The organism is Aromatoleum bremense, assembly GCF_017894365.1.
Taxonomy (GTDB): Bacteria; Pseudomonadota; Gammaproteobacteria; order Burkholderiales; family Rhodocyclaceae; genus Aromatoleum; species Aromatoleum bremense.
The window spans coordinates 3,735,732-3,760,321 of record NZ_CP059467.1 but is presented as its reverse complement, the minus strand read 5'-3'; the positions used below and the strand labels follow the sequence as shown (position 1 = coordinate 3,760,321).

Here is a 24,590-nt window from a genome sequence, read left to right as displayed (position 1 = left end):
GCCGCGGTTACTTGCCGTCCGCCAGCGCCTTGATCACCTTGTCGGTGATGTCGATGCGCGGGCTCGCGTACACGGCTTCCTGCAGGATCACGTCGTATTTCTCGGCTTCAGCGATCTGCTTCACGGCGCGATTGGCGCGGTCGAGCACCGACGCGAGCTCCTCGTTGCGACGCTGGTTCAGGTCTTCGCGGAACTCGCGCTGCTTGCGCTGGAAGTCCCGGTTCAGGTCGTTGAACGATCGTTCCTTGTTGCGCCGGTCGGCCTCGGCCATCGTCACGCCGTTGCGTTCGAGATCTTCCTGCAGCGCCTGCAGCTCCTTGCCGAGACGTTGAAGCTCCTGGTCACGCTTCTCGAACTCCTTCTCGAGACGCTGCTGCGCCCGCACTGCCGGCGCGGCCTCGCGCATCACCCGGTCGGAATTGACGAAACCGAGCCTGGACTCGGCCAGGGCGGCGGGCGCGGCAACGCTCAGCAGCGCAGCGGCAAGAACGGTCAGGGTCGTAACTTTCACATGCTTCTCCAACGGAATCGGGTAGATCGGGTTCTCTCAAGAAAACGCCGGGCCGCCCCAAGTTTTCTTGTCCCCCTCGGGGGGCGGAAACGGCAAAGCCGTTTCCTGGGGGCGCTCAGAAGACCGAGCCCAACTGGAACTGGAATTTCTGCAGTTCGTCCGTTTCCTTCTTCTTCAGCGGAACACCGAAACTGAACTTGAGCGGGCCAATTGGGGAACTCCACGAGAACGCCAGCCCCGTACTGTAGCGCAGGTCGGCGAAGTTCACCTTGTCGCCCTCGCCCCACACCGAGCCGACGTCGAAGAAGGCCGACATGCGGAACGAGCGGTCCATGCCGGTGCCCGGCAGCGGGAAATAGAATTCCGCGTTGCCGATCACGCGCCGGTTGCCGCCCAGGGCGTCTTCGCTGATCGGATCCTTCGGCCCGATCGAGCTCTGGTCGAAACCGCGCACCGAACCGATGCCGCCGGCGTAGAAGTTCTTGTAGAACGGCAGCGGCTTGCCGCCGTACCCCTTGCCCCAGCCCAGATCGGTGTTGAGCATCAGCGCGTAGTCGCGACCGAACGGGAACCAGTGCTGGTACTGGTAATTGAGCTTGTAGTAACGGAGCGCGCCGGGCGGGATGCTCAGCTCGCCGAAGACGCGCTGGTAACTGCCCATGCGCGGATAGAACGTGCTGTCACGTGTGTCGCGGGACCAGCCGGCCGTGGCGACCAGGCTGGTCACGGAGTCGCAGTCGAAATCGTCCTTGTCCGGGTCGCAGAAGTCGAGGTACTGCTGCGGGCTCTCGTCGAACGTCGTGATGACGGTGCGATCGACGGCGAGGCCGAAGTTGATCGCGTCGTCTTCTGCGATCGGATAGCCCATGCGCAGGCCCGCGCCCGACGACACGGTCTTGTATGGCGCCACCGACAGCGATTCCGACGGATCGTAGGTGCGGTGATAGGCGTCCCAGCCGAGGCTCAGGCCGTCCTGCGTGAAATACGGGTTCGTGAAGGACAGCGCATAGGTGCGGCTCGACTCGCTGGTATTGAGCGCGAGCGTCAGCGCGTTGCCGCTGCCGAACAGGTTCTGCTGCGAAACCGACGCGGAGAGCACGACGTTTTCCGAGCTCGAGAAGCCGACGCCGAGCGTCAGGTTGCCGGTCGGGCGCTCCTTGACGTTGAAATTCACGTCGACCTGGTCGGTGGTGCCGGTTACCGCCGGCGTCTCGACGGTCACCTCCTCGAAATGCCCGAGGCGGTCGATGCGGGTGCGCGAACGGTTGATCTCTTCGGCGTCATACCAGGCGCCTTCCATCTGGCGCATCTCGCGCCGCACCACCTCGTCGCGGGTCTTCGTGTTGCCGCCGACGTTGATGCGCCGGACATACACGCGGCGGCCCGGGTCGACAAAGATCGTGAACGCGACTTCGCGCTTTTCCTTGTCGACTTCGGGCGACGCATTGACGTTGGCGAAAGCGTAGCCTTCGTTGCCGAGACGGTCCGCGACCGCCTTCGTCGTCTCCGTCAGCTTTTCGCGCGAGAAGATCTCCCCCGGCTTGATCGCCGCCAGCTTGCGGTACTCCTCTTCGGGCAGGATCAGGTCGCCGGCGAAGCGCACTGCCGAGACGGTGTAGCGCTCGCCTTCGGTGGCGCTCACCGAGATGTAGATGTCCTTCTTGTCGGGTGTGATCGAAACCTGCGTGGAATCGATGTTGAAGTCGAGATAGCCGCGATTGAGATAATGCGAACGCAGGTTTTCGAGGTCGGCGGCGAGCTTCTGGCGCGAATACTGGTCGTTCTTCGTGTACCAGGTGAGCCACCCCGGAGTGGTCAGCTGGAAAAGGCCGAGCAGCTCGGAATCCTTGAACGCCTTGTTGCCGATGATCTCGATCTGGCGGATTTTCGCCACTTCGCCCTCATCGACCTTGAAGTTCAGCCCGACGCGGTTGCGCTCGAGCGGCGTGACCGTCGTCTCGATCACCGCGGCATATTTGCCGCGGCTCAGGTACTGCCGCTTGAGCTCCTGCTCCGCGCGTTCGAGCAACGAGCGGTCGAAGATCCGGGATTCGGCGAGACCGACTTCGCGCAGCCCCTTCTTCAGCGCTTCCTTGTCGAACTCCTTGACCCCGACGAAGTCGATCTGGGCGATCGCCGGACGCTCATCGACGAGCACCACCAGCACGTCCCCTTCGACCTCGATCCGCACGTCCTTGAAAAACCCGGTGGCGAACAGGCCGCGAATCGCCTCGGCGGCCTGCGCCTCGGTGAAAGTCTCTCCGACCCGCACCGGAAGGTAGTTGAATACTGTTCCGGCTTCGGTTCGCTGGATGCCTTCGACCCGGATGTCCTTGACGACGAAAGGTTCGAACGCATGCACCGGCGCGACGGCGAACAGGGCCGTCAGCAGCCCGGTGAGAAGCTTGTGTTTCATCAGGGATTCAGCCAGAAATGAGACGAGTTATGTCGTTGTAAAAGGCGAATGCCATCAACATTGCAAGCGCAACCAGACCGATTTGCTGGCCGATCTCCATCACGCGCTCGGGAATTGGGCCGCCCTTGATAATTTCGATCACATAATACAGCAAATGCCCCCCATCCAGCACCGGGATGGGCAGCAGGTTCAGCACTCCCAGGCTGATGCTGATCAGCGCGACGAACTTGAGGTAATGGTTCCATCCGAGCTTCGCCGACTGCCCGGCATAGTCTGCGATCGTCACCGGTCCCGAGAGGTTTTTCCAGGACACTTCGCCGGTCAGCATGCGGCCCATCATCTTGAGGCTCAGCACGCTCGTTTCCCACGTCTGGGCCATCGCCTTCGACAGCCCGTCGACCACGCCGTAGCGTACGACCGCGAACATTTCCTCGCGCCCGCCGGGCGGCTCGGCCACCGCGACGCCGATCTTTCCGATGCGCTCGCCCCTGTCCTCCGACACCTCGGGCACGAGCGTCGTGTCGACCGGCGTGTCGCCGCGCATCAACCGCACCGGCAGCGGTTCACCGGGCGAGCTGCGCACCCGCTCGACGAAGTCCACCCACGACGTGACCGGCTCGCCGGCAAGCGACACGAAACGGTCGCCTTCCCTGATGCCTGCCGCCGCCGCGGCGCCATCCGGGATGATCCGCCCGACCACCGGCGGAATCAGCGGGCGCCAAGGGCGCAGGCCGATTTCCGCGATCAGGTCGCTCTCGCCGTCATCGACCTCGACGCCGGACAGGTCGAGCATGCGCAACGCGTCACCGCCATCGGCAGTGCGCACCTGCAACGTCACCTCGCGCGCGTCGAGCGCGTGGCGCAACAGCACCCAGCGCAGCTCGGGCCAGCTGCGTACCGGTTCGTCATCGACCGCGGCGACGAGATCACCCTCGCGCACGCCCGCCGACGCCGCGATGCTCGGCCCGTCGGTCAGCGCGAGCCGCGGCTTGAGCTCCTCGGTGCCGGTCGCGAAGAGGCCCCAATAGAGCACGATCGCGAGCAGGAAATTGGCGAGCGGCCCGGCTGCGACGATCGCAAAGCGCCGCCATACCGACTGCCGGTTGAAGGAGCGGTGCAATTCGGCCGGCGGGACTTCGCCTTCGCGCTCGTCGAGCATCTTGACGTAGCCGCCGAGCGGGAACACGGCGATCACCCATTCGGTCCGGTCGGCACCGGCAGTCCAGCGCAGCAGCGGGCGCCCGAACCCGATCGAGAAACGCAGCACCTTGACGCCGCACGCGCGCGCGATCAGGTAATGGCCCAGCTCGTGAGCGAGGATCAGCAGGCCGAGCGCGAGAACGAACGGGATCAGGTATTCGAGAATGTTCATGGAGTCGTCTGTCTGGCGAGGATTTCACTTCGCGCGACTTCACGTGCGCGCGCATCGGCATCGAGGATTGCCTCGATGCAATCGACCGACAGATCGCGCGCGCGTTCGAGCGTCGCCGCGATGATGTCGGGGATGCGCGTGAATCCCACCCGGCGTTCGAGGAACGCGGCGACGGCTTCCTCGTTCGCGGCGTTGAGCACGGCCGCCGCCGCCCCGCCTTCGCGCAGCGCGTCGTACGCGAGCGCCAGGCACGGAAACCGGACAAAGTCCGGGCGTTCGAAGTTCAGCCGGCCGATCTCGAACAGGTCGAGCGGGCGCACGCCGGCGTCGATACGCTCCGGATAGGCCAGCGCATGCGCGATCGGCGTGCGCATGTCGGGGTTGCCGAGCTGCGCGAGCACCGAGCCATCGGCATATTCGACCATCGAATGGATGACGCTCTGCGGATGCACGACGACCTCGATCGCCTCCGGCGGCACCGCGAACAGCCAGTGGGCCTCGATGACTTCGAGCCCCTTGTTCATCATCGTCGCCGAGTCGACCGAGATTTTTCGCCCCATGACCCAGTTCGGATGTGCGCAGGCTTCGTCCGGCGTGACGTTCGCGAGGCTCTCCAGCGAGCGCTCGCGGAAAGGGCCGCCGGACGCCGTCAGCAGGATGCGCCGTACACCGCAGCGCTGCGGGTCGCGCGTGTAACCCTGCGGCAGCGCCTGGAAGACGGCGTTGTGCTCGCTGTCGATCGGCAGCAGCTCGGCGCCGCTCTCGACCACCGCCTGCATGAAGAGCCGCCCGGACAGCACCAGCGCCTCCTTGTTCGCGAGCAGCACGCGCTTGCCGGCGCGCGCCGCGGCGAGCGCCGGCGCAAGGCCCGCGGCGCCGACGATCGCCGCCATCACCGCGTCGCTGTCGGGATGCGCCGCGACATCGACGAGCGCTCCGGGGCCGGCGAGCACTTCCGTCGCCGAACCGGCGGCTTTCAGGCGCTGGCGAAGATCGGACGCCGCGGCCGAATCGACGAGCACCGCGAAGCGCGGCGAAAAGCGCAGGCACAGCTCGAACAGGCGCTCGACCTGGACCTGCGCGGTGAGCGCGAACGCCTCGAAGCGGTCCGGATGCCGGGCGAGCACATCGAGCGTGCTCATGCCGATGGAACCGGTCGCTCCGAGCACCGTGACGCGTTGCAGGCGGGGGGGAGTCGGGTCAGGCATCGATCAAAGGGCCAGCCATAAAGCCGCCAGACCGGCCAGCGGAAGGGTTGAGGTCAGGCTGTCGATGCGGTCGAGGATGCCGCCGTGCCCGGGCAGCATGCTGCCGCTGTCCTTGACGCCGGCCTGACGTTTGAGAAGCGACTCGAAAAGATCGCCGAGGACGCCGACCGCCGTGAATGCGGCGAGCAGTGGAACCACCAGCAACAGGGTGCGCGCGTCGAGCATCGACGGCGCGCTCGAAGCCAGAACGATCAGCGCGAACACGAGCACGCCGGCGACCGCGCCGCCGGCGCCCTCCCAGGTCTTGCCCGGGCTGATGCTCGGCGCCAGCTTGTGGCGACCGAACGCGCGCCCGGTGAAATACGCCGCGATGTCCGACACGAACGTCGCCGCCATCACCGCCAGGAGCAGCCACGGACCGAGCATCCGCAGGTGCGCCAGCGCGAGCGCCGGCGGCAGCAGCACGACCAGGCCGACGATGACGGTGCCGGCCGCGCCGGTGATGCGCCATTTTCTCGCCAGCCATACCGGCACGACGGCAACCCAGAACACGCCGCTCGCCAGGTACAGCGCCGCGAGCCCGGCCGGAGGAGAGGCGTCGTCGCCCGCCAGCCCGCTCATCGCGCCGGTCAGCAGGCATGCAATGCCCATCAGCACCGCAAACACGCTGCGCCGGCCGACGGGAAAGCCGCCGAGGCCGCCCCACTCCCACGCCGCCGCCGCGCAGATGGTCGCGGCGAGGGCGAGCCAGCCCCAGGGCGGCAGCAGGAAAATCCCCCCAAGCAGGCCCGTCAGCAATACCAGCGCCGTGATGACGCGCGTTCTAAGCATGGCCGCCTGACGGAGAAACCACGCCTTCGGCCTGACGAAGCTGCTCGCTGGTACGTCCGAAACGGCGCTCCCGCGCCTGGTACGAGCGGATCGCCTCGTCCAGCGCCGCGACGTCGAAATCGGGCCACAACGTATCGGTGAAATAAAGCTCGGAATAGGCGAGCTGCCACAGCAGGAAGTTGCTGATCCGCTGTTCGCCACCGGTGCGGATGAAGAGGTCCGGTTCCGGGCCGTAGTTCAGCGACAGCTCGCTCGACAGATCCTCTTCGGTGAACCCTTCGCGCCGCTCGGGGTTCTTCGCCAGCATCCGCGTCATCGCCTGCAGGATGTCCCAGCGGCCGCCGTAGTTCGCGGCGATCGTCAGGGTCAGTTTTTCATTGGCGGCGGTGCGCGCCTCGGCGCGGCGGATCATGTCGACGAGCTTCGGGTCGAAGCGCGACAGGTCGCCGATGACGCGAAAACGGATGCTGTTGTCGTGAAGCCGGTCGACTTCCTTCTGCAGCGAACGCATGAACAGCTGCATCAGGAACGACACCTCGTCGGCCGGGCGGCGCCAGTTCTCGGAACTGAACGCAAACAGCGTGAGGTAGGACACGCCGCGTTCCATGCACGCGCGGATGACGCTGCGCACCGATTCGACGCCGCGGCTGTGGCCGGCGACGCGTGGCAGGAACCGCTTGCGCGCCCAGCGGCCATTGCCGTCCATGATGATCGCGATGTGCCGGGGAATGCCCGACACCGCGGGGACGTCGCGAGTCGAACTGATGAAGGATGATTCCGTCATGATGCGTCTCCCGCGGTTCGTCCGGATTGGAGAATGCGATCCGGGAGGATCAGAGCTGCATCAGTTCCTGCTCTTTTTGCGCGAGCAGCTTGTCGATTTCGGCGATGTTTCGGTCGGTGAGCTTCTGGATATCTTCCTGTGCACGGCGATCGTCGTCTTCCGAGATCGTCTTGTCCTTGACCGCATCCTTGAGGTGCTGGTTGGCGTCGCGCCGCAGGTTGCGGATCGCGATCTTCGCCGCCTCGCCCTCGTGGCGGACGACCTTGGTCAGGTCGCGGCGGCGCTCTTCGGTCAGCGCCGGCATCGGCACGCGGATGATGTCGCCCTGGTTCGCGGGATTGAGGCCGAGGTCGGAATCGCGGATCGCCCGCTCGACCTTCTGCACCATCGGCTTTTCCCACACCTGCACGCCGATCGTCCGTGCGTCGATCAGCGTCACGTTGGACACTTGGTTGATCGGGACCATGCTGCCGTAGTACTCGACCATGACGTGGTCGAGCAGCCCGGTGTGGGCGCGGCCGGTGCGCACTTTCGCCAGGTCGGCCTTGAGCACCTCGATCGACTTCTGCATCTTCTGCTCGGTCGTCTTCTTGAGTTCGGGGATCATCGTCGAGTCCTCACGAATGGACCAGCGTGCCTTCGTCCTCGCCGAGCACGACGCGCTTGAGCGCGCCCGGCTTGAAGATCGAGAACACGTTGATCGGCAGTTTCTGGTCGCGGCACAACGCAAACGCGGTCGCGTCGAGAACGGCCAGATTGCGGCCGATCGCCTCGTCGAAACTGATGCGGTGGTAACGCTGCGCCTGCGGGTCCTTCTTCGGGTCGGCGGTATACACGCCGTCCACTTTCGTTGCCTTCAGCACGATCTGCGCGGCCATCTCCGACCCGCGCAGCGCGGCCGCGGTGTCGGTCGTGAAGAAGGGGTTGCCGGTGCCGGCCGCGAAGATCACGACGCGGCCTTCTTCCATGTGGCGGATCGCCCGGCCGCGGATGTACGGCTCGACGACCTGGTCGATGCGCAGCGCCGACTGCACGCGCGCCTCGACCCCGGCGCGACGGAACGCGTCGGCCAGCGCCATCGCGTTCATCACCGTCGCCAGCATGCCCATGTAGTCCGCAGTGGCGCGGTCCATGCCGGAGGCGGCACCCTTCATGCCGCGAAAGATGTTGCCGCCGCCTATCACCACGCCGATCTGCACGCCGAGGCGATTCACCTCGGCGATCTCGGCGACGATGCGGCTGACCACATCCTCGTTGATGCCGTACGAGTCGTCCCCCATCAGGGCCTCGCCGGACAGCTTCAACATGATGCGCTTGTAAGCGGCGACACTCATCTGGCGGCCCTTACTTCTGTGCCGCGGCGGCGGCTTGCGCAGCCACTTCGGCGGCGAAGTCGGACACTTTCTTCTCGATGCCTTCGCCGACGACGTACAGCACGAAGCTCGCCACCGACGCGTTGCGCGACTTCAGCAGGGCTTCGATCGTCAGCTTGTCGTCCTTGACGAACGGCTGGCCGAGCAGCGTGACTTCCTTCAGGAACTTCTGCACCGTGCCGTCGGCGATCTTGTCGAGCATCGCTTCCGGCTTGCCGGCTTCGCGCGCCTTCTCGATCGCGATGCGGCGCTCGGTGTCGATCAGCTCCGCCGGGATCTCGGACGCCATCAGCGCCTTCGGCTTGGCCGCGGCGATATGCATCGCGAGGTCCTTGCCGAGCGCTTCATCGCCGCCGACGAGGTCGACCAGCACGCCGATCTTGGCGCCGGCGTGGATGTAGCTCGCCACTGCGCCCTGCGCGTCGATCCGCGTGAAGCGGCGGATCGTGATGTTCTCGCCGATCTTGCCGACGAGCGCCATGCGCACCTGCTCGACCGTCTGGCCGTCGAGTTCGAGCGCCGCGATCGCGGCGACATCCGCCGGATTGCGCGTCGCGACCAGCTCGGCCACCGCAGCGGCGAACGCGAGGAAGTCGTCGTTCTTCGCGACGAAGTCGGTCTCGCAGTTCACTTCGACCAGCGCGGCCAGCTTGCCGTCGGCCGATTGCCAGGTCGCGACGATGCCTTCGGCGGTCACGCGGGACGCTGCCTTGCTCGCCTTGCTGCCGAGCTTGACGCGCAGGATTTCCTCGGCCTTGGCCAGGTCGCCCGCGGCTTCGGTCAGCGCCTTCTTGCACTCCATCATCGGCGCGTCGGTCTTCTCGCGCAGTTCCTTGACCATGCTTGCGGTAATTTCCGCCATGCTAACTCCTGTATTCCGTATTCAATTCGACGCGATCAAAGGCCGGCAGGGCTCAGGCCTGCTCGTCCGAACCGTCTTCCTCGACTTCGACGAACTCGTCCGAGCCCGCTGCGACGACGTCCTGCAGCGCCTGGCTGCGGCCTTCGAGCACCGCGTCGGCGACGCCGCGGGCGTACAGGCGGATCGCGCGCGAGGAGTCGTCGTTACCGGGGATCACGTAGTCGATCCCGTCGGGCGAATGGTTGGTATCGACGACGGCGACGACCGGGATGCCGAGCTTCTGCGCTTCGGTGATCGCGATCTTGTGGTAGCCGACGTCGATGACGAACAGCGCATCAGGCAGGCCGCCCATGTCCTTGATGCCGCCGATGCTCTTCTTCAGCTTGTCCATTTCGCGCGTCGCCATCAGCGCTTCCTTCTTGGACAGGCGCTCGATCGAGCCGTCCTCGACCATCGCTTCCATTTCCTTGAGGCGCTTGATCGACTGCTTGACCGTCTTGAAGTTGGTCAGCATGCCGCCGAGCCAGCGCTCATCGACGAACGGCATGCCGGCGCGGCGGGCTTCCTCGGAGACGATCTCGCGTGCCTGGCGCTTGGTGCCGACCAGCAGGATCGTGCCGCGATTGGCCGCGAGCTTGCGCACGTAGTTCATCGCTTCGTTGTACTTGCCCATCGTCTTTTCGAGGTTGACGATGTGGATCTTGTTGCGCTGGCCGAAGATGTACGGGGCCATGCGCGGATTCCAGAATCGGGTCTGGTGGCCAAAGTGGACGCCCGCTTCGAGCATCTGACGCATCGTGACAGTCATGTGAAACTCCAGATTTTCAGGGTTGAACCGCCGCCCGGCACGGTTGCCATTTGCAAAATTCGCAAACATTCGCGGACTTCTCCGCGATCCTTCGGCAACCTCATTTCAGTGCCTAAAACCGCCACGGGGCGCTTGCCCCGATCCGGCGGACCCTTTTGGTACGATGCCGGGCGTGTGGATTTTGCCCGCCTCGGTCGGCAGACAAGCCCAAGATGATAGCAGCTATGCCATTGCGCACTCAAGACGACTTCGCGCTCGCCTCGCGCTCGCGCGCCTCTCGCGGGGCAGCATGAATTTGCCGCGCGTTCGCGCATGCGCTAGCCTTTCTCATTTACACGCGACCCCACGGAAATGAGCATCACAATAAAGACGCCGGAAGAAATCGGGAAAATGCGCGTCGCCGGCCGGCTCGGCGCGGAAGTCCTGGACTACATCACGCCCTACGTCCAGCCGGGCGTGACGACCGGAGAACTCGACCGCCTGTGCCACGACTACATGGTCAACGTGCAGCACACGATCCCCGCGCCGCTCAACTACGCCCCGCCAGGCTACCCGCCCTACCCCAAGTCGATCTGCACCTCGGTCAATCACCAGATCTGCCACGGCGTGCCGGGCGACAAGGCGCTGAAGAAGGGCGACATCGTCAACCTCGACATCACCGTCATCAAGGACGGCTACCACGGCGACACCAGCCGCATGTTCATTGTCGGCGGCGACGGGCCGATCCTCGCGAAGCGCCTGTGCCAGGTGACGCTCGAATGCCTGTGGCTCGGCATCTCCGTCGTGCGCCCCGGCGGACGGCTCGGCGACATCGGCCACATCATCCAGAAGCACGCCGAGAGCAACGGCTTTTCGGTGGTGCGCGAATTCTGCGGTCACGGCATCGGCCTGAAGTTCCATGAAGAACCGCAGGTGCTGCACTACGGCAAGGCCGGCACCGGCATCGAGCTGCGTCCCGGCATGACCTTCACGATCGAGCCGATGATCAACGCCGGCAAGGCCGCGATCTCCGAGCTCCCTGACGGCTGGACGATCGTCACCAAGGACCGCAGTCTGTCCGCGCAGTGGGAGCACATGGTGCTCGTCACCGACACCAGCGTCGAAGTGCTGACGCTCTCGCCGGGCTGTCCTCCTCCGCCGGCGCTCGTCGCGCCGCTGTTCCCCTCGCTTGCCTGACGCGCGATGAGCACCACGGCGATCCCCACGGACGCGGTCCAGGCCGCCATTGCCGACGCCCGCGCCCGCCTCGCCGACGCCAGCATGCGCATCCGGATGGCCTACGAGGCCCATCCGGCGACGTCGACCGTCCTCAAGGGCCGCGCGCACCTCGTCGACGAGACCATCCACCGCCTGTGGCGCGCGTGCGCGATGCCCGCCGACGTGGCGCTGCTCGCGGTCGGCGGCTACGGCCGCGGCGAGCTCTTCCCGTGCTCCGACGTCGACCTGATGGTGCTGCTGCCCGACACCGCCGACGACGCGATGCAGGCGCGCCTGTCCGTGCTGCTCGGTGCGCTGTGGGACGTCGGGCTCGAGATCGGCCACAGCGCCCGCACCGTCGCTGAAGCGATCGACGCCGCCGAACAGGACATCACGGTCCAGACGAACCTGCTCGAATCGCGCCTGCTCGAAGGCAACCGGCCACTGTTCGAGGAATTCTGCCGGCGCTATCGCGCGCTGCTCGACGTGCGCGTGTTCTTCAAGGCCAAGCAGCTCGAACAGGAAAAGCGCTACGCGCGCTACAACGACACCCCTTACGCGCTCGAACCCAACTGCAAGGAGAGCCCCGGCGGCCTGCGCGATCTGCAGATGCTCGGCTGGATCGCGCGGGCCGCCGGGCTCGGGCGCAACTGGCGCGACCTCGCGCGCCGGCGGCTGATCACCGGCGCCGAAGCGCGCGACCTGCGCAGCATCGAGCGTTTCCTCCAGCACGTGCGCATCCGCCTGCACTACCTCACCGGGCGCAGCGAAGACCGGCTGCTGTTCGACTACCAGGAAAGGCTCGCCAGCGCCCTCGGCATCGAGGCGACCGCAGCCAAGCGCGCCTCCGAAGTGTTCATGCAGCGTTACTACATCAACGCGAAGAAGGTCACGCAGACCAACACCATCCTGCTGCAGAACTACGGCGTCGAGATCTTTCCCCGGCGCGCCGGCGCGGCGATCGTCATCAACGACCGCTTCCAGGCGGTGCGCGAGCTGCTCGACATGCGCGAAGACGACACCTTCGCCCGGCACCCGTCGGCGCTGCTCGAGTGTTTCCTGATCCTCCAGCAGCGCTCCGAGCTCAAGGGCATGACGGCCCGCACGCTGCGCGCCCTGTGGCTCAACCGCAAGCGCATCAACGCCGCGTTTCGTGCCGACCCGCACAACCGCGAGCTTTTCCTCGCGATCCTGCAGCAAAAGCGCGGCATCGTGCATGAGTTCCGCCGCATGAACCAGTACGGCATTCTCAGCGGCTACCTGCCCTCGTGGCGACGCATCGTCGGGCAGATGCAGCGCGACCTGTTCCACGTCTACACCGTCGACCAGCACATCATGATGGTGCTGCGCAACATGCGCCGCTTCACGATGGGCGAGCACGCGCACGAATATCCGCTGATGGCGCAGCTCATCATAGCTTTCGAGCGGCACTGGCTGCTGTACGTCGCCGCACTGTTCCATGACATCGCGAAAGGACGCGGCGGCGACCATTCGAAACTCGGCACGATCGACGCACGCGAATTCTGCGAGCATCACCATCTCGCCCGCGAAGACGCCGATCTCGTCGTGTGGCTCGTCGAACATCACCTGACGATGTCTCACGTCGCGCAGAAGGAAGACACGTACGATCCGGAGGTAATCCGGCGCTTCGCCGACACCGTGCGCACCGAGCGGCGGCTGACCGCGCTGTATCTGCTCACGCACGCCGACATCCGCGGCACCAGCCCGAAGGTCTGGAACGGCTGGAAAGGCAAGCTCCTCGAAGATCTCTTCTTCGCCACCCGCCGGCTGCTGCGCGGCGCGACGCCGCAGGAGGCGCTCGGGCTCGACGACCGCCAGGAAAACGCGCGCGCCTTGCTGCGCTATCACGGGCTGCGGCCCGGCGTCGAAGATGCGCTGTGGGCCCAACTCGATGCCGTGTATTTCATGCGCCATTCGGCCGAAGAGATCGCGTGGCACAGCCGCACGCTGTATTACCGCCCCGACGCCCTCGAGCCGGTCGTCAAGGCGCGCGTCTCCGACGCCGACCAGGGCGTGCAGGTGATGGTGTTCACGCGCGACCAGAAGGATCTCTTCGTGCGCCTGACCGGTTTCTTCGGCCGCCTCGGCTTCTCGATCCTCGACGCCAAGGTGCACACCACGCGCCACGGCTACGCGCTCGACAGCTTCATGCTGCAGGACCCGGGCAACGCCGAACATTACCGCGATGTCATCACGCTGATCGAGCACGAACTCACCGAACGCCTGAAAAAACCCGCCCCGCCCGACCGCCCGTCCCCCGGCCGCCTGTCACGTCAGGTGAAGCATTTCCCGGTCACTCCGCGGGTCAGCATCCTGCCCGACGAATCCGGCAAGCACTACATCCTCTCGCTGACCGCGGCCGACCGCCCGGGGCTGCTGTTCGCGGTCGCCGAAGTGCTCGCGCAGAACGGCATCGTCCTGCACACCGCGAAGATCGCGACGCTCGGCGAACGCGTCGAAGATACGTTCCTGCTCAGCGGAAACGGGCTGTCGCAGGATGCACGGGTCGTCAAGATCGAGCGCGAACTGCTGCAGCGGCTGCACATCTAGCAAGGCGGATGCGCCGCAGGCGCGCGCAGGCCCTATCCGCCAGGCCTTGCCGTCAGTGCCCCTTGCCCTGCAGCCGGTCCATCAGCGCATAGAGCAGGCCCGACAGCACGAAGGTCAGGTGGATGCCGACCATCCACCCGAGGTGGCGGTCGGAAAGATTGCCGACGTTCATGAACGCCTTCAGCAGCTCGATCCCCGAGATCGCGACGATCGAGCCGATCAGCTTGATCTTCAGGTCGGAAAAGCCGATATGCCCCATCCATTCCGGCCGGTCGGTATGGGCGTGCAGATCCTCCATCTTCGAGACGAAGTTCTCGTAGCCGCTCAGCATGATGATGATCAGCAGGCTCATGATCAGCGAGATATCCACCAGCGACAGCACGCCGATGATCACCTCGCTGCCGCTCGCCGTCATCACCCGGCTCGACAGCTGCCAGACCTCCTTGCCGAACTTCACCAGCAGCACCAGCAGCGCGAAGATCAATCCCGCATACACCGGCGCCATCAGCCAGCGGCTGCTGAAAAGGAAGTGTTCGAAGGCCGATTCGAGGCGTTTCATGCATTCACTCGTGGAAGACCAGGGCGCCGAATTCTAGCAGCCCGTGGCTTCGTGAGGCGACGTCGATACCGCTTTGCATACATCCGGTCTGGAAGGGCGGATCAAGGCAGCACGCGTCGCAGCGCGGACAGGCCGTCTTGTCAATGCAAGGCGGCCAGCGCAACCTCGGGCGCTCTGTCCAGCACCTTCAGCAATGCCTCGTAGATCCCGAATGCTTCGCCTGGAGTCAGGTAGTCCGTCCCGTGCACCTGCCAGGCAACTTGCTATTGGTGTCCAGCACCACGCGCATTACTGCGCCCTGGCCCAGCCAAGCGCTTCATCCACCATCGCCGCGATGTCGGATTCACTTACTTCGGCATTGGCTGCCTTGGCTTCTTCCGCGCTCAGCTCGAGGATGTGGGTGCACACCGCCTCTTCGATGAAGCGCGACAAATCACCTTTGCGCCCGCCCCCCTGGCTGGCAAGGTACATCCGCAATGCCTGGTCTGTTTCGGCGGAAACAGCAACGTTCCAGCGTATCGTCGACATGGAAGACTCTTGAGAGCACCGGCGAATGAAACGCTCAATCCGCAAACGGATTGCGCCCCGCTCCCATGCCGGCATCCACTGCCCGGGTCTGCGGCGACACGACGGGGTGCGCAGTCGCCTGCGCGGCGACAGGTTCCGCAACCGCAGCCCGGCGACGCTCCCCGCGCCGGCGCTCCCGTTCCGGCTCGCCGGGGTGGAAGAACACCGCGGCGAGGAACGCGAAGTACATCGCGTTGGCGGGAATGCGCAGGTTGTAGTCGGTCAGCCCGAACAGCACGATCAGCAGCACGCCCAGCCCCGCGCCGACCTGCATCATGTGCAGCGGCCGCCAGTTGCGCACCGCCCACACCGCGCGCCAGCGCAGCAGGTAGATCGCCGCCAGCGCCAGCATCAGCCCCAGCGCCGGCACGCCGCCTTCCATCCACCACTCGGCGAAATCGTTGTGCGCGTGGTTGATATAGGCTTCGCCGCCGATCTCAGCCGGATGGAACGCCCGGATCACCGCCGGGAACGTGCCCATGCCGCTGCCGAACGGGAAGAATGCCGACGCCGCCTCCAGCGTCGCGTCAAGGATCGGCCAGCGTGCATCCGCCGTCGCGTCCTGCGCAAACCGTGCGAACACCGGTGCGAGCCCGACCGCCACCGCCAGCGCGACCCCGAACGCCGACACCGCGCCGACCATGCGCGTCGCGAAACCGGCACCGAAATTGCGCATCAGCACCACCGCCGACAGCACCACGCCGACCATGCCGACCGCGATGCCGGTGCGCGAGCGCGCGAACACGATGCCGAGCAGGAGCGCGACGCACACCGCCGCATACACGGCCGTGCGGTTCATCTCGCCCTCGCCGCCGACGAGCGCCTTCAGCCGGTGCAGCGCCCCGCCCCGCCGCTGGCGACGGCTCGCCGATTCGTCCAGCGAAAAGATTGTCGACGCCAGCAGCGCCAGGCCGATCGGCAGCGCCATCAGCAGCAGGCCCGCGAGGTGGCCGCGGTTCGCATAGGTACCGATCGCGCTGTCGCCGGACGATTCGTAACCGAAGCGCAGCGCCGACTCCGGCCCCGCGCCGTACTGCATCAGGCCCATCACCGCCTGGAACACCGCGACCGCGACAAACACCATCACCAACCGCCGCACCTGCGTGTCATCGAGCCCGACCACGACCAGGAACACCGCCAGCGGCGGCAGCAGCGCCCACAACGCCTGCTCGGTGAGATAAGGCACCGTCGACAGCGCAAGCCACTCCGGCGCAGCCCCCGCTTCCAACTGCGCGACGGCATATGCCCCGTGGCCCGGCAGCGTCACTCCGAATTCGAACGGCAGCGGCGCGAGCTGCAGCAACGGCACCGCGACCACCATCGCCAGCGCCAGCAGCAACGGCCGCGACAGCCGCTCTACGAATACCGGCCGCGCCACCGCGCCCGCCAGCAGCAACAGCGCCAGCAGTTCCAGCGCCAGCAACGCGAGCGGCCGGTTCGCCCCGCGCACCAGCGGCGCGAACACCAGCATCAAGCCCGCGACCCACGCCACCCAACCCGCCGACCGCTGCCCCGCCCCATCCATCGTCAAACCATTCATCCGATCACAACCTTCCCTATTCGATGCCCGGCAAACGCCCGGTATTTTTCTGCGCCCTGGGAGTTCACCGCAGCAACGGGCCGTGCGCGCGCAAGGCCCGCCGCCGCCAATGCAGCATCGCTAGCACCAGCGCCACCCCGACCACGTCCGCCACCCAATCTCCGACGCTCGGATCGCGTCCCGCCAAGGTGGTCTGATGCAGCTCGTCGGCGACCCCGAACAGCGCCGCCGCGACGCCCGCCCGGACGAACGGCAGCGAAAAGCCGCGCACCAGCGACAGCGCCAGCACGCCGAACGCGGGTCGCATGCATCAGCTTGTCCCACGGCAATACGATCAGCCCCGCGACCACCTGCGTGTGGCCGCCGCCAGCGAAGAGCGCGACCACTATCGCCAAGGCAACGACCTTCCACACCCGTTCCCCGCCCGCGGCGGACATCCCCGAAATCCCGGCTCCGGATTTCATTGCATTCGATCCGCGCCCCGAGCGCGATTCATCAGACTTGCGCCCCTTCATCCGCAATCAAAAACGCCTCCTTCGCCTTGCCCGCATCCAGCTCGGCCTTCAGCCACTTCGGCATCACGCCGCGCCCGGACCAGCTCGTGCCGGTGGCCGGATTGCGATATTTCGCCTTGACCGTTCCGCGCTTGCCCGCCGCCGGTTTCTCGGCTCGCGCCGGAGCGCCGAAGCCCAGGTCGGCTGCGCTCAGGTTGTAGTCGGTGATCTTCTGCCGGATATCGGCGATCACGTCGGCAATCTCGGCCTGCCGCATCTCTTCCGCCTGCTGCTTGAGCGCTTCGATCTGCGCGAGGATTTCCTGATACGTGCTCATTACGCCTGCTCCGTTTGTGTTGTTCGCAAATATTTTACCGGCGCGAGCATACCCCACCATGACCACGTTCACCGCCTTCAATGGCGCCACCGCTGTGATTGAATGTGAGCGATTCGAGGATCTGTGCGATATGCCGATGATGAAGATGCTTAAACATCCCGGGATTTCATGCCCCTGGATCAACCGGCACAGCCACTCCAGCCCCAGCGCTGCAGCGATCGGACGACTGCGACGCGTGGTGAAGCGCAGGCGAATCGGTCGCATGCCTTCTCTTCGTCACTAAATTAGTACCCTTTGGTGTCTCAAAATCATTGACACGTTCCGGTCGGGTCCGCAAGGAAGCGTTCCAGGATGCGGTCTTTATCGGCGGCGCCGCGTTTCTGGATGACCAGGTGACAAGCCGCCGAAGCCAACAGCACCGGCAGCCCCTCGTAGGGCTGCAAGGGCGCGAACTGCACGTTGCGCAACCCGTCCTTGTAGCTCGACCAAAGCGAGGCGGGCCATAACGAAAGTGACTCCGAGCTGGTCACGCCAGCAGTTGATGAAGTTTTCCTTCTTCGGCGAGGTGATCGTGACGAACAGCAACTGCGCGCCGCTGGCGCGGATCTTCTCAACCGTTCCCGCTTCGTCGCTCCAGAAGTAGCCGTGGTGATAACCGGCCAGCTTCAGGCTGGGGTTCAGCGCTTGTACGCGGCTGGCGGTGAGGCTCACCACCTCTTCCGGGCAGGCAAATCGGGGACACGATCTTCCGGGAGTAGAAAAACAACGACCGCCCCTGGCGGGATCCCCGGGCGGTCGTGACGGGAGCGGCGCAACTCAGTGATCGGCGGGCAGCGGGCCGAGTACCTCGATGAGGCTGGCGGCGTCGAGCACGGCGTCGGTCCACTGCTCCAGTTCTGCTTCCCCCGCCGTGCTCAGCCGGGCTTCGGCCCAGGCGGGCAGAGGGCCGAAGCGACGGGTGAGCAGGCGCTCGAGGACGCGGGCCTCGCCTTCTGCGCGACCCTCCATCCGGCCTTCCATCCGACCCTCTACGCGGCCGCTGGCGATATAGCCCTCGGCCCATTGTTCAATGCGTCGCGACAACATGATGCTCAGCTCCTGCAAGTCATCCAGCTCGGGCAGCAGGATGGGGTATTTGCGGTTTCGAAGCAAGGCAGCGCGCAGCCAGATGGCGATCACCCGGCGCACGGTGGTGAATTCGTCGCCGCGCGTGGCGGCCTCGAACTCGGCGACGAAGCGTTGGACCTCCTCGGGCGACTGCGGTTGCTCGAGGCGGAAGATCGCCGCGACCAGGTTGCGCGGCAATCGGGCGAGCGTGTCGGCGGGCACCGCCCCCTCGTCGATCAGCACATAGCGCATCTGCGGCTGCAGCGGCGCGAGGAAGGCGGGCACCTTGGGCAGCAACTCGGTGAGCGTGACCGGCGCGCGCCAGCGACGTTCGCCGTTGTAGAGCACGATCGGCAGCACCGGCGGCAACAGCCTGGAAGGCCCGAGCTGGCGGTGGCGGATCAGGTCCTGATACAGCAGTCCGACATAGACCATCATGCGCAGCGCCATGAAGCGGTCGACGCGGCTCTGGAACTCGATCAGCAGGTAGAGATAGAGCCAGTCCTCGCCGGCGCGCACGCGCCACACCACATCCTCGGCACGGTCGCGCAGGTCTTCGCTGACGTAATGGCCCTTGACCGGCTCCAGGGTCGAGAAATCGAGCCTTTGCAGCCAAGGGTCGTCGATAAAACCCTGGACGAGGTCCCGCACCATCAGCGGGTCGGAAAACAGCAGCTTGTAGCCGGAATCGTGGGGCGTGGGCATAGGCGGGCGGCGGAATGAGCAAAGCGGCAGCCTAACCCATTTGAATATCGTGGCCAACATTCAAGTGGCGCCCGAGCATAGGACAACTCGCCCCCGCACGGCCCATCACATACGCCCGCGCATTCCCATGCACCGCCGCGCTCTCACGCATGTCCGCCGGCCGCCACCAGCGATACCGCCCGTGCTGCGCTTCCGGCAGCGCCAGCATGATCGAATCCGCCACCCGCAGCCGGTACGCCAGCACCGCGATGCCGGGATGCTCGGTGCACAGCACGCCGAGCGTGGTGTCGGCATCGGTGGTGATCACCGCATTGCCGCCCGCGGCGAGGATGTTGGTCAGCTTGGAGGGCAGCACCGCGTCGGCGGCGCCGCGTTTCTGGATGACCAGGTGGTGACAATCCGCCGAGGCCAGCAGCACCGGCAGCCCCTCATAGGGCTACAAGGGCGCGAAGTGCACGTTGCGCAAGCCCTTGCGCTGCGCCAGCTCCACCAGTCTGCGCTTGCCGGCGCCTTCGCCGACAATCAGGAAGACCAGGTCGTCGCGCTGCTGCAGGCATTCGGCCGCCTCGATCACCGTCTCCAGGCCTTGCCGAGGTTGCCAATGAGCCCAATGTTCCCGGAATACAGCAGCACGCGCTTGTCCGGGTCCACGCCCAGCTGCCGCAGCAGCACGGGGCTGCGCACCACGTCGCGAAAGCGCGCCGTTTCCGACCAGTTGGGTAAGCAGCGCAACTTGCCTTCCGCCACGCCTTTCGGCCGGGCCCGCTGGAGCATGCCGCTGGAAATCGTCGAGACGCGGTCGAAGGCGCGCAGCAGCGTGCGTTCCATGGCATACGCAAAACGCTTCACCACACCAGGCAGCCCTTCGCGATCGAAAGGCCGAACAGGGCATCCACCTCGTAGTCCTGCACGTGCATCACGGACTTGGCCCCGCTCAGCTTCGCCAGCAGCAGGGTCTGGGGGGCGCAGAACAGGGTGTGCACCACCAGGACCACCAGTTCCGGCTTCCAGCGCCACTGCGCCAGCACGGCCACCGACGACAACAGCGAAAAGCTCGCCAGATGCAGCAGGCGCTTCAGCGCCGTGGGCTGGGCCGGCACATACAGCGGGCAGCGCAGCACACCGACGTCGCCCTCGTGCGCCGCCTTCGTTCGCCGTCGCAAAGCGCAAGCCGGCAAACGCCGGCCACACCTTCCAGTCCGGGTAATAGGGCGGCGCGGTCACCACCCGCACTGCGTGGCCCCTGTCCGTGAGCCAGCGCGCCATCTCGCCGCTGTACTTGCCGATGCCGGCCAGCTCGGGACTGTAGTTGATGCCATAGATCAGGATTCGCATTACGCCGCCCGCGCCTGCTCCACGTTATCGACATACCAGCGGTACACGTCGCGCAGGCCTTCTTCCAGGCCGATGCGGGCCGCCCAGCCCAGCGCCCGCAGGCGCGACACCTCGAGCAGCTTGCGCGGCGTGCTTGGGATAGATGCACGACGAACCCAGGAACAGCAGCTTCTGCACGCCGCTCACATGGGCCGCATGGACGACGTTGGCCTCGATCACCAGGTTCTCGTAGATGAACTCGGCCGGGTAGGCGTTGTTGGCATGGATGCCGCCCACCTTGGCCGCGGCCAGATAGGCCTGATCGATCTTGTTGACGCGGAAATAAGCCTGCACCGCCGCCTGATCGAGCAGGTTCAGGGTGTCACGGCCGGCGGTGAGGATGTTGGCGTAGTCCAGCGCCTGCAGGCGACGGACGATGGCCGAGCCGACCATGCCACAATGCCGGCGACGAGGATGGTGTCGTTGGGGTCATGGGTTTTCGGGTGTCGAGCGTGTGGTATCGGGCGGGCAGATTCGCATCAACTACGCCGTTTCCAGGTCGCTGGATTGCGTGCAGTGTGGAAGACGGCAAGGACGACTATCGCGTCGCCACGCAGCCTGAAATAGATGCAGTAAGGAAAGCGCTTCAGCGCGGCCTTGCGGATGTCGCGATGAACCACGGGATAGGCCAGTGGGTCGGCCCCGATTCGCGAGAGCTGAGTTTCGACTGCGTCGAGAAACGCTTTGCCGAGACCGCGGCTCTCGCGTTCGTACCAATCCCCTGCGGCGTCAAATTCATCACGCGCCTGCGGCCGAAACAGAATTCGGTGCATTCAGTTCTGCGACCATTTGCGAAGGGCGGCCGAGCGGATCTGCTGCCAGTCAATAGCAGATTCAGGGGCGTTCTCGTCTTCCGAAAGACGGTGGTCGAGCTCGGCAATCTCGGCCGCGTTGGGTGCGGTGTTCTGAACTGATTCCGCAATGGAGTCCCAGATCTCCTGGGCAAGCGCGATGCGATCCGCCACGCTTAGGCGATCGATGCCGAGTTCCTGGATGGAGCGGTGCATGCTATTTCTCCTTCTGCTACGACGATTCTAGTTCAGTTCTCCACCGCCACCGGCACATCGTGCCCATGCGCCTTCAGAAACGCATGCCGCCGTGCCACCCTCAAGTCCTCCGCCACCATCTCCGCGCACATCTGCTGCACGGTGATCTCCGGCGTCCAGCCGAGCCTTTCCCGCGCCTTGGTCGGGCCCAGCAAGGCCACACCTTCCAGTCCGGGCAATAGGGCGGCGCGGTCACCGTCCGTGAGCCAGCGCGCCATCTCGCCGCTGTACTTGCCGATGCCACTCGGTTCAGGGCTGCAGGTGATGCATCAGATGATGGCCTGCAAGCCCTTGTCGGCGATGACGTTGAGCAACTTTAGGGCCGGCCCGGTGGGATGGGTTTCGCCTTGCTCCCACTTGCGCACTGTCGAGGCCGACGTGTGCAAATGAAGAGCGAACACCGGCTGGCTGAACTTCAAGGCTTCGCGCAGACGTTTGATATCGGCAGCACTGAACTCCCGCACCGGCGGCGGGCAGATCGCGTCGAACTCGCGCATCGTCACCTTGCTGAGCGCCCCCGCTTTAGTCAAGTCCAAAATCTGCTGTAAATTCTCTTCAGCCCGGATGATGACGAATGGTTTTTATCCGGCGAGAGCAACAACGTTGTTGCTCTCGCCGGCGGCGGCGCGGGCGGCGACCCACTCCGCGAATTCATCCATATCCAGATATCGTCTTTCCTGCCAGACCTCGTTCTGCTCGGCCAACAGGGCGCCGATCAGGCGCAGGGCGGATTCGTCGTTGGGGAAGATGCGGATCACCCGCTCGCGACGGCGAATCTCTTCGTTGAGCCGCTCCTGCATGTTGGTCGTGCGCAGCCGCCGCCGGTATTTCTCTGGCAGCGCCATGACCGCCATTGCGTCGGCGAAACCTTCCTCGATGCACGCCACGGCCTTTGCCGCCGTTTTCTCGAAGCGCTCGACGAATTCGGCGAGCCGGCGCTTGGCCTCGGCCATGTCCGCCGCCTGGAAGACGAGTTTGGCTGCCGCCGCCACGTCGGCCCGGATCTTGGCGCTGCAGCTCCCCAGAATGTTGCGCATCAGATGCACCTGGCAGCGCTGCCAGGTCACCCCCTGAAAATGCTTTGCGACCGCCTGCGTCAGCCCGCCGTGGCTGTCGGAAACGACGAACATGACGCCTTTCAACCCCCGGCCTTTGAGCCAGCGGAACGTCTCATCCCAAGTGGCGAAACTCTCCGTGTCGCCGATCTTCACGCCGAGAATTTCGCGGTAGCCGTCACTCCTGATGCCCGACACGACCAGTGCGGCGCGCGATACGACGCGGTCGCCTTCCCTGCTCTTGATGAACAGCGCATCGACCAGAACAAACGGGTAATCGCCTTCGAGCCGTCGCTCGTTGAAGGCACCGACACGTCCGTCCAGTCCGGCGCAGAGCGCGCTGACCGTCGATTTGGAAAAGCTCGTGCCGCACAGCTCCTCGGTGATCGCCGATACTTTCCGCGTCGAGACGCCTTGCACGACCATCTCCATCAGCGCCAGTACAAACGCCTGCTCGCTCCTCTGGTAACGCTTGAAGATCTCTGTCGAGAAGCTGCCATCCCGCGTCTGCGGCACCAGCAGCGTCACCGGCCCCACCCGTGTGTAGAGCGTGCGTGCTCGCGTGCCGTTGCGGTAGCCGGCGCGCTCTTCCGTGCGTTCGTGCCGCTCCGCTCCCAACGCTTCTGTCACTTGCGCCTCCAGTATCTGGTTCAGAACCGCTTCTACCAGTTTCGCCAGCCCGTCCTGACCGCTCAACAGCCCTGGCAACAAATCACGCCCTACGCTAACATCATATCCAGCCATCGCTTCGCCTGCCTTTCTTCGGTTGATCAACGCTTCGACAACGTCATCGTACCGAACTGAAGCGGTGGCTACCTGCCACTCGATTTACAGCAGTTTACGGACTCAATCCCCGCTTTGTGAAGCGCGGCCAAGTCACCCCGCAGGGACTCAATGATCTTGCTCACAATGCACCTCCAATAACACGCCCGACAGCAACGCCTTCGACAAAGCCTCGGCGGACAGTTCCAGGAACACCTTGCCGGCGAACTGCAGCGCCTTCTTCTCCTCCTGCGTGATGTTCGCCTTGTCGCTCTTGGGGAACCCATGCAGGAACACGTAGCGGCTACCGATCCGGGCCGACAGCAGCGTGCGGTAACCGCCGCTCTTGCCGCCGCCAGGGCGGGCAACCCGCTTCTTGTAGAGGAACCGGCCCGCTTCAGGCCGGGGTTCAGCGCTTGCGTGCGGCTGGCGGTGCGGGAAATCGGGGGTCGTCTCCCAACTTTCAATTAGACCATCTTGATGACCAGTCGCTTGCCGCAAGCGTGCGCGTACTTGCGCAGCGTCGCGAACGAGGGCGAATGGCTTTCGCTACGAATGGATGCTTCCAAACGCGACACGGCGCTCTTGGTCGTGCCCATGCGGGCAGCGACTTCTTCCTGCGTCAGGCCGGCTTGCTTGCGCGCCTGGAGCAGCTCGTTGAGTGCCGCGTACTCTTCCTCCAGTCCGTCCCACGCAGCCTTGAATCCCGGCCGTTGCATGGCACGGGCAAGTTCCGCCTTGGTGTCCAGGCGAACCGGCTTGAAATGCTCTCTATCCATGTTTGACCTCCTTCAGTCGCTTGCGGGCAGTCTTCAGCTCCCGGTCTGGAGTTTCCTGCGTCTTCTTGATGAAGCTGTGCAGGATGACGATCTGGCGTCCGACCAACGTGCAGTAGAACACTCGGCCAATTCCTTCCTCACCCTTGCAGCGCAGCTCGAAGAGGCCATCGCCCATGGCGCGAGAGTGCGGTAGGCGCAGGTCGGCACCGTGCTCCTCCATCAGGAAGATGAGGCGCAGGAAGTCGGCGTAGATGCCGACTGGCCATTTGGTGATTTCCCGCTGCCGCCCTCGTTGAAGTAACTGACTGTCCAGTTCATGTTCTGAATGTTAG

At 65.2% G+C, this 24,590-nt stretch carries 31 protein-coding genes; 2 read left to right on the top strand and 29 right to left on the bottom strand.

The genetic code is table 11. The annotated features are described in order from the left end of the window. Nucleotides 1-7 precede the first annotated feature (7 nt). The 10 genes from pbN1_RS17705 to rpsB all read right to left on the bottom strand — a co-directional run bounded on the left by pbN1_RS17705 (nucleotide 8) and on the right by rpsB (nucleotide 10,165). Nucleotides 8-511: an OmpH/Skp family outer membrane protein gene (locus tag pbN1_RS17705; protein WP_169203548.1), complete on the bottom strand. Its 504-nt coding sequence runs from the start codon at nucleotides 509-511 to the stop codon at nucleotides 8-10. 115 nt (nucleotides 512-626) lie between these two features. Then, entirely contained in the window at nucleotides 627-2,927 is a 2,301-nt protein-coding gene (gene bamA / locus pbN1_RS17700; RefSeq protein ID WP_169203547.1) for an outer membrane protein assembly factor BamA, read from the bottom strand. 7 nt (nucleotides 2,928-2,934) lie between these two features. Further along, nucleotides 2,935-4,299, bottom strand: coding sequence for an RIP metalloprotease RseP (gene rseP / locus pbN1_RS17695; RefSeq protein WP_168954179.1), 1,365 nt, complete (start codon nucleotides 4,297-4,299; stop codon nucleotides 2,935-2,937). Further along, the gene (ispC, locus tag pbN1_RS17690; RefSeq protein WP_169203546.1) at nucleotides 4,296-5,507 is read right to left on the bottom strand and encodes a 1-deoxy-D-xylulose-5-phosphate reductoisomerase; all 1,212 of its coding nucleotides are present in this window, start codon (nucleotides 5,505-5,507) and stop codon (nucleotides 4,296-4,298) included. The genes rseP and ispC overlap by 4 nt, the downstream gene beginning before the upstream one ends. A 3-nt stretch (nucleotides 5,508-5,510) precedes the next feature. Continuing rightward, complete coding sequence (locus pbN1_RS17685; RefSeq protein ID WP_169118714.1) at nucleotides 5,511-6,338, bottom strand: phosphatidate cytidylyltransferase; 828 nt, start codon at nucleotides 6,336-6,338, stop codon at nucleotides 5,511-5,513. Next, nucleotides 6,331-7,122, bottom strand: a complete 792-nt coding sequence (gene uppS / locus pbN1_RS17680; protein WP_169118715.1) for a polyprenyl diphosphate synthase — start codon at nucleotides 7,120-7,122, stop codon at nucleotides 6,331-6,333. The genes pbN1_RS17685 and uppS overlap by 8 nt, the downstream gene beginning before the upstream one ends. Nucleotides 7,123-7,171: 49 nt before the next feature. Then, nucleotides 7,172-7,729 (bottom strand): ribosome recycling factor, encoded by a 558-nt coding sequence (gene frr / locus pbN1_RS17675; protein WP_169203545.1) that lies wholly within the window; start codon nucleotides 7,727-7,729, stop codon nucleotides 7,172-7,174. A gap of 10 nt (nucleotides 7,730-7,739) precedes the next feature. Beyond that, on the bottom strand, nucleotides 7,740-8,456 hold the full coding sequence (gene pyrH, locus pbN1_RS17670; RefSeq protein WP_169203544.1) for a UMP kinase: 717 nt from the start codon (nucleotides 8,454-8,456) through the stop codon (nucleotides 7,740-7,742). A 10-nt stretch (nucleotides 8,457-8,466) separates the two neighbouring features. Continuing rightward, nucleotides 8,467-9,357: a translation elongation factor Ts gene (gene tsf, locus pbN1_RS17665; RefSeq protein WP_169203543.1), complete on the bottom strand. Its 891-nt coding sequence runs from the start codon at nucleotides 9,355-9,357 to the stop codon at nucleotides 8,467-8,469. A gap of 52 nt (nucleotides 9,358-9,409) precedes the next feature. Next, on the bottom strand, nucleotides 9,410-10,165 hold the full coding sequence (gene rpsB / locus pbN1_RS17660; protein ID WP_169200113.1) for a 30S ribosomal protein S2: 756 nt from the start codon (nucleotides 10,163-10,165) through the stop codon (nucleotides 9,410-9,412). Between the two features lie 351 nt (nucleotides 10,166-10,516). Between rpsB and map the strand changes: the two genes are divergently transcribed. Continuing rightward, nucleotides 10,517-11,341 (top strand): type I methionyl aminopeptidase, encoded by an 825-nt coding sequence (map, locus tag pbN1_RS17655; RefSeq protein WP_169203542.1) that lies wholly within the window; start codon nucleotides 10,517-10,519, stop codon nucleotides 11,339-11,341. 6 nt (nucleotides 11,342-11,347) lie between these two features. Next, on the top strand, nucleotides 11,348-13,933 hold the full coding sequence (locus pbN1_RS17650; protein ID WP_210147568.1) for a [protein-PII] uridylyltransferase: 2,586 nt from the start codon (nucleotides 11,348-11,350) through the stop codon (nucleotides 13,931-13,933). A gap of 52 nt (nucleotides 13,934-13,985) precedes the next feature. Here the strand turns inward: pbN1_RS17650 and pbN1_RS17645 are convergent, their stop codons facing one another. From pbN1_RS17645 to pbN1_RS17555, 19 genes are all read right to left on the bottom strand, one after another. Beyond that, nucleotides 13,986-14,492, bottom strand: coding sequence for a TIGR00645 family protein (locus pbN1_RS17645; protein ID WP_169204287.1), 507 nt, complete (start codon nucleotides 14,490-14,492; stop codon nucleotides 13,986-13,988). Between the two features lie 288 nt (nucleotides 14,493-14,780). Then, entirely contained in the window at nucleotides 14,781-15,020 is a 240-nt protein-coding gene (locus tag pbN1_RS17640) for a ribbon-helix-helix domain-containing protein (RefSeq protein WP_169204286.1), read from the bottom strand. Nucleotides 15,021-15,054: 34 nt separating this feature from the next. After that, the gene (locus pbN1_RS17635) at nucleotides 15,055-16,599 is read right to left on the bottom strand and encodes an O-antigen ligase family protein (RefSeq protein ID WP_210147567.1); all 1,545 of its coding nucleotides are present in this window, start codon (nucleotides 16,597-16,599) and stop codon (nucleotides 15,055-15,057) included. A gap of 64 nt (nucleotides 16,600-16,663) precedes the next feature. Then, entirely contained in the window at nucleotides 16,664-16,906 is a 243-nt protein-coding gene (locus pbN1_RS17630) for a VanZ family protein (protein ID WP_169204237.1), read from the bottom strand. Nucleotides 16,907-17,094: 188 nt separating this feature from the next. Then, nucleotides 17,095-17,694 (bottom strand): H-NS histone family protein, encoded by a 600-nt coding sequence (locus pbN1_RS21005; protein ID WP_280516163.1) that lies wholly within the window; start codon nucleotides 17,692-17,694, stop codon nucleotides 17,095-17,097. Between the two features lie 96 nt (nucleotides 17,695-17,790). After that, nucleotides 17,791-18,141 (bottom strand): WecB/TagA/CpsF family glycosyltransferase, encoded by a 351-nt coding sequence (locus pbN1_RS21000; protein WP_280516162.1) that lies wholly within the window; start codon nucleotides 18,139-18,141, stop codon nucleotides 17,791-17,793. A gap of 105 nt (nucleotides 18,142-18,246) precedes the next feature. Further along, nucleotides 18,247-19,242: an Rpn family recombination-promoting nuclease/putative transposase gene (locus pbN1_RS17615; RefSeq protein ID WP_169204238.1), complete on the bottom strand. Its 996-nt coding sequence runs from the start codon at nucleotides 19,240-19,242 to the stop codon at nucleotides 18,247-18,249. Nucleotides 19,243-19,273: 31 nt separating this feature from the next. After that, the gene (locus tag pbN1_RS17610) at nucleotides 19,274-19,660 is read right to left on the bottom strand and encodes an NUDIX hydrolase (RefSeq protein ID WP_169204239.1); all 387 of its coding nucleotides are present in this window, start codon (nucleotides 19,658-19,660) and stop codon (nucleotides 19,274-19,276) included. Nucleotides 19,661-19,678: 18 nt separating this feature from the next. Then, nucleotides 19,679-19,816, bottom strand: coding sequence for a hypothetical protein (locus tag pbN1_RS17605; RefSeq protein WP_169204240.1), 138 nt, complete (start codon nucleotides 19,814-19,816; stop codon nucleotides 19,679-19,681). Further along, a complete protein-coding gene (locus tag pbN1_RS17600) occupies nucleotides 19,813-20,508 on the bottom strand; it encodes a glycosyltransferase (protein WP_244857272.1) in 696 nt (231 codons plus the stop codon). Before pbN1_RS17600 ends, pbN1_RS17605 begins: the two co-directional genes overlap by 4 nt. Nucleotides 20,509-20,601: 93 nt before the next feature. Then, entirely contained in the window at nucleotides 20,602-21,009 is a 408-nt protein-coding gene (locus tag pbN1_RS17595) for an NAD-dependent epimerase/dehydratase family protein (protein ID WP_210147565.1), read from the bottom strand. Nucleotides 21,010-21,095: 86 nt separating this feature from the next. Further along, nucleotides 21,096-21,389, bottom strand: a complete 294-nt coding sequence (locus pbN1_RS17590; RefSeq protein WP_169204242.1) for a type II toxin-antitoxin system RelE/ParE family toxin — start codon at nucleotides 21,387-21,389, stop codon at nucleotides 21,096-21,098. Continuing rightward, nucleotides 21,390-21,623 (bottom strand): addiction module protein, encoded by a 234-nt coding sequence (locus pbN1_RS17585; protein ID WP_169204243.1) that lies wholly within the window; start codon nucleotides 21,621-21,623, stop codon nucleotides 21,390-21,392. A 32-nt stretch (nucleotides 21,624-21,655) separates the two neighbouring features. Then, nucleotides 21,656-21,880, bottom strand: coding sequence for a hypothetical protein (locus pbN1_RS17580; RefSeq protein WP_244857010.1), 225 nt, complete (start codon nucleotides 21,878-21,880; stop codon nucleotides 21,656-21,658). A gap of 51 nt (nucleotides 21,881-21,931) precedes the next feature. Next, nucleotides 21,932-22,159: a helix-turn-helix domain-containing protein gene (locus tag pbN1_RS17575; protein ID WP_425305743.1), complete on the bottom strand. Its 228-nt coding sequence runs from the start codon at nucleotides 22,157-22,159 to the stop codon at nucleotides 21,932-21,934. A gap of 84 nt (nucleotides 22,160-22,243) precedes the next feature. Further along, nucleotides 22,244-23,461 (bottom strand): IS256 family transposase, encoded by a 1,218-nt coding sequence (locus tag pbN1_RS17570; protein WP_169204317.1) that lies wholly within the window; start codon nucleotides 23,459-23,461, stop codon nucleotides 22,244-22,246. 147 nt (nucleotides 23,462-23,608) lie between these two features. Further along, a complete protein-coding gene (locus tag pbN1_RS17565; RefSeq protein WP_244857009.1) occupies nucleotides 23,609-23,980 on the bottom strand; it encodes a type II toxin-antitoxin system RelE/ParE family toxin in 372 nt (123 codons plus the stop codon). Then, a complete protein-coding gene (locus tag pbN1_RS17560) occupies nucleotides 23,947-24,258 on the bottom strand; it encodes a helix-turn-helix domain-containing protein (RefSeq protein ID WP_169204319.1) in 312 nt (103 codons plus the stop codon). The genes pbN1_RS17565 and pbN1_RS17560 overlap by 34 nt, the downstream gene beginning before the upstream one ends. Next, nucleotides 24,251-24,478, bottom strand: a complete 228-nt coding sequence (locus tag pbN1_RS17555) for a type II toxin-antitoxin system RelE/ParE family toxin (RefSeq protein ID WP_244857008.1) — start codon at nucleotides 24,476-24,478, stop codon at nucleotides 24,251-24,253. Before pbN1_RS17555 ends, pbN1_RS17560 begins: the two co-directional genes overlap by 8 nt. Nucleotides 24,479-24,590 lie beyond the last annotated feature (112 nt).

What these genes read in the sequence shown, in the direction of transcription:
- pbN1_RS17685 (WP_169118714.1), bottom strand. Translation starts at nt 6,338, where the DNA reads ATGCTTAGAACGCGCGTCATCACGGCGCTGGTATTGCTGACGGGCCTG.
- pbN1_RS17570 (WP_169204317.1), bottom strand. Translation starts at nt 23,461, where the DNA reads ATGGCTGGATATGATGTTAGCGTAGGGCGTGATTTGTTGCCAGGGCTG.
- pbN1_RS17630 (WP_169204237.1), bottom strand. Translation starts at nt 16,906, where the DNA reads ATGCGACCCGCGTTCGGCGTGCTGGCGCTGTCGCTGGTGCGCGGCTTT.
- pbN1_RS17635 (WP_210147567.1), bottom strand. Translation starts at nt 16,599, where the DNA reads ATGAATGGTTTGACGATGGATGGGGCGGGGCAGCGGTCGGCGGGTTGG.
- pbN1_RS17590 (WP_169204242.1), bottom strand. Translation starts at nt 21,389, where the DNA reads ATGCACCGAATTCTGTTTCGGCCGCAGGCGCGTGATGAATTTGACGCC.
- pbN1_RS17640 (WP_169204286.1), bottom strand. Translation starts at nt 15,020, where the DNA reads ATGTCGACGATACGCTGGAACGTTGCTGTTTCCGCCGAAACAGACCAG.
- pbN1_RS17645 (WP_169204287.1), bottom strand. Translation starts at nt 14,492, where the DNA reads ATGAAACGCCTCGAATCGGCCTTCGAACACTTCCTTTTCAGCAGCCGC.
- tsf (WP_169203543.1), bottom strand. Translation starts at nt 9,357, where the DNA reads ATGGCGGAAATTACCGCAAGCATGGTCAAGGAACTGCGCGAGAAGACC.
- pbN1_RS17575 (WP_425305743.1), bottom strand. Translation starts at nt 22,159, where the DNA reads ATGCGCGAGTTCGACGCGATCTGCCCGCCGCCGGTGCGGGAGTTCAGT.
- pbN1_RS17580 (WP_244857010.1), bottom strand. Translation starts at nt 21,880, where the DNA reads ATGGCGCGCTGGCTCACGGACGGTGACCGCGCCGCCCTATTGCCCGGA.
- ispC (WP_169203546.1), bottom strand. Translation starts at nt 5,507, where the DNA reads ATGCCTGACCCGACTCCCCCCCGCCTGCAACGCGTCACGGTGCTCGGA.
- frr (WP_169203545.1), bottom strand. Translation starts at nt 7,729, where the DNA reads ATGATCCCCGAACTCAAGAAGACGACCGAGCAGAAGATGCAGAAGTCG.
- pbN1_RS17615 (WP_169204238.1), bottom strand. Translation starts at nt 19,242, where the DNA reads ATGCCCACGCCCCACGATTCCGGCTACAAGCTGCTGTTTTCCGACCCG.
- pbN1_RS21005 (WP_280516163.1), bottom strand. Translation starts at nt 17,694, where the DNA reads ATGCGACCGATTCGCCTGCGCTTCACCACGCGTCGCAGTCGTCCGATC.
- pbN1_RS17555 (WP_244857008.1), bottom strand. Translation starts at nt 24,478, where the DNA reads ATGGAGGAGCACGGTGCCGACCTGCGCCTACCGCACTCTCGCGCCATG.
- pbN1_RS17600 (WP_244857272.1), bottom strand. Translation starts at nt 20,508, where the DNA reads ATGGCGCGCTGGCTCACGGACAGGGGCCACGCAGTGCGGGTGGTGACC.
- map (WP_169203542.1), top strand. Translation starts at nt 10,517, where the DNA reads ATGAGCATCACAATAAAGACGCCGGAAGAAATCGGGAAAATGCGCGTC.
- rseP (WP_168954179.1), bottom strand. Translation starts at nt 4,299, where the DNA reads ATGAACATTCTCGAATACCTGATCCCGTTCGTTCTCGCGCTCGGCCTG.
- bamA (WP_169203547.1), bottom strand. Translation starts at nt 2,927, where the DNA reads ATGAAACACAAGCTTCTCACCGGGCTGCTGACGGCCCTGTTCGCCGTC.
- rpsB (WP_169200113.1), bottom strand. Translation starts at nt 10,165, where the DNA reads ATGACTGTCACGATGCGTCAGATGCTCGAAGCGGGCGTCCACTTTGGC.
- pbN1_RS17585 (WP_169204243.1), bottom strand. Translation starts at nt 21,623, where the DNA reads ATGCACCGCTCCATCCAGGAACTCGGCATCGATCGCCTAAGCGTGGCG.
- pbN1_RS17650 (WP_210147568.1), top strand. Translation starts at nt 11,348, where the DNA reads ATGAGCACCACGGCGATCCCCACGGACGCGGTCCAGGCCGCCATTGCC.
- pbN1_RS17560 (WP_169204319.1), bottom strand. Translation starts at nt 24,258, where the DNA reads ATGGATAGAGAGCATTTCAAGCCGGTTCGCCTGGACACCAAGGCGGAA.
- pyrH (WP_169203544.1), bottom strand. Translation starts at nt 8,456, where the DNA reads ATGAGTGTCGCCGCTTACAAGCGCATCATGTTGAAGCTGTCCGGCGAG.
- pbN1_RS17595 (WP_210147565.1), bottom strand. Translation starts at nt 21,009, where the DNA reads ATGGTCGGCTCGGCCATCGTCCGTCGCCTGCAGGCGCTGGACTACGCC.
- uppS (WP_169118715.1), bottom strand. Translation starts at nt 7,122, where the DNA reads ATGACGGAATCATCCTTCATCAGTTCGACTCGCGACGTCCCCGCGGTG.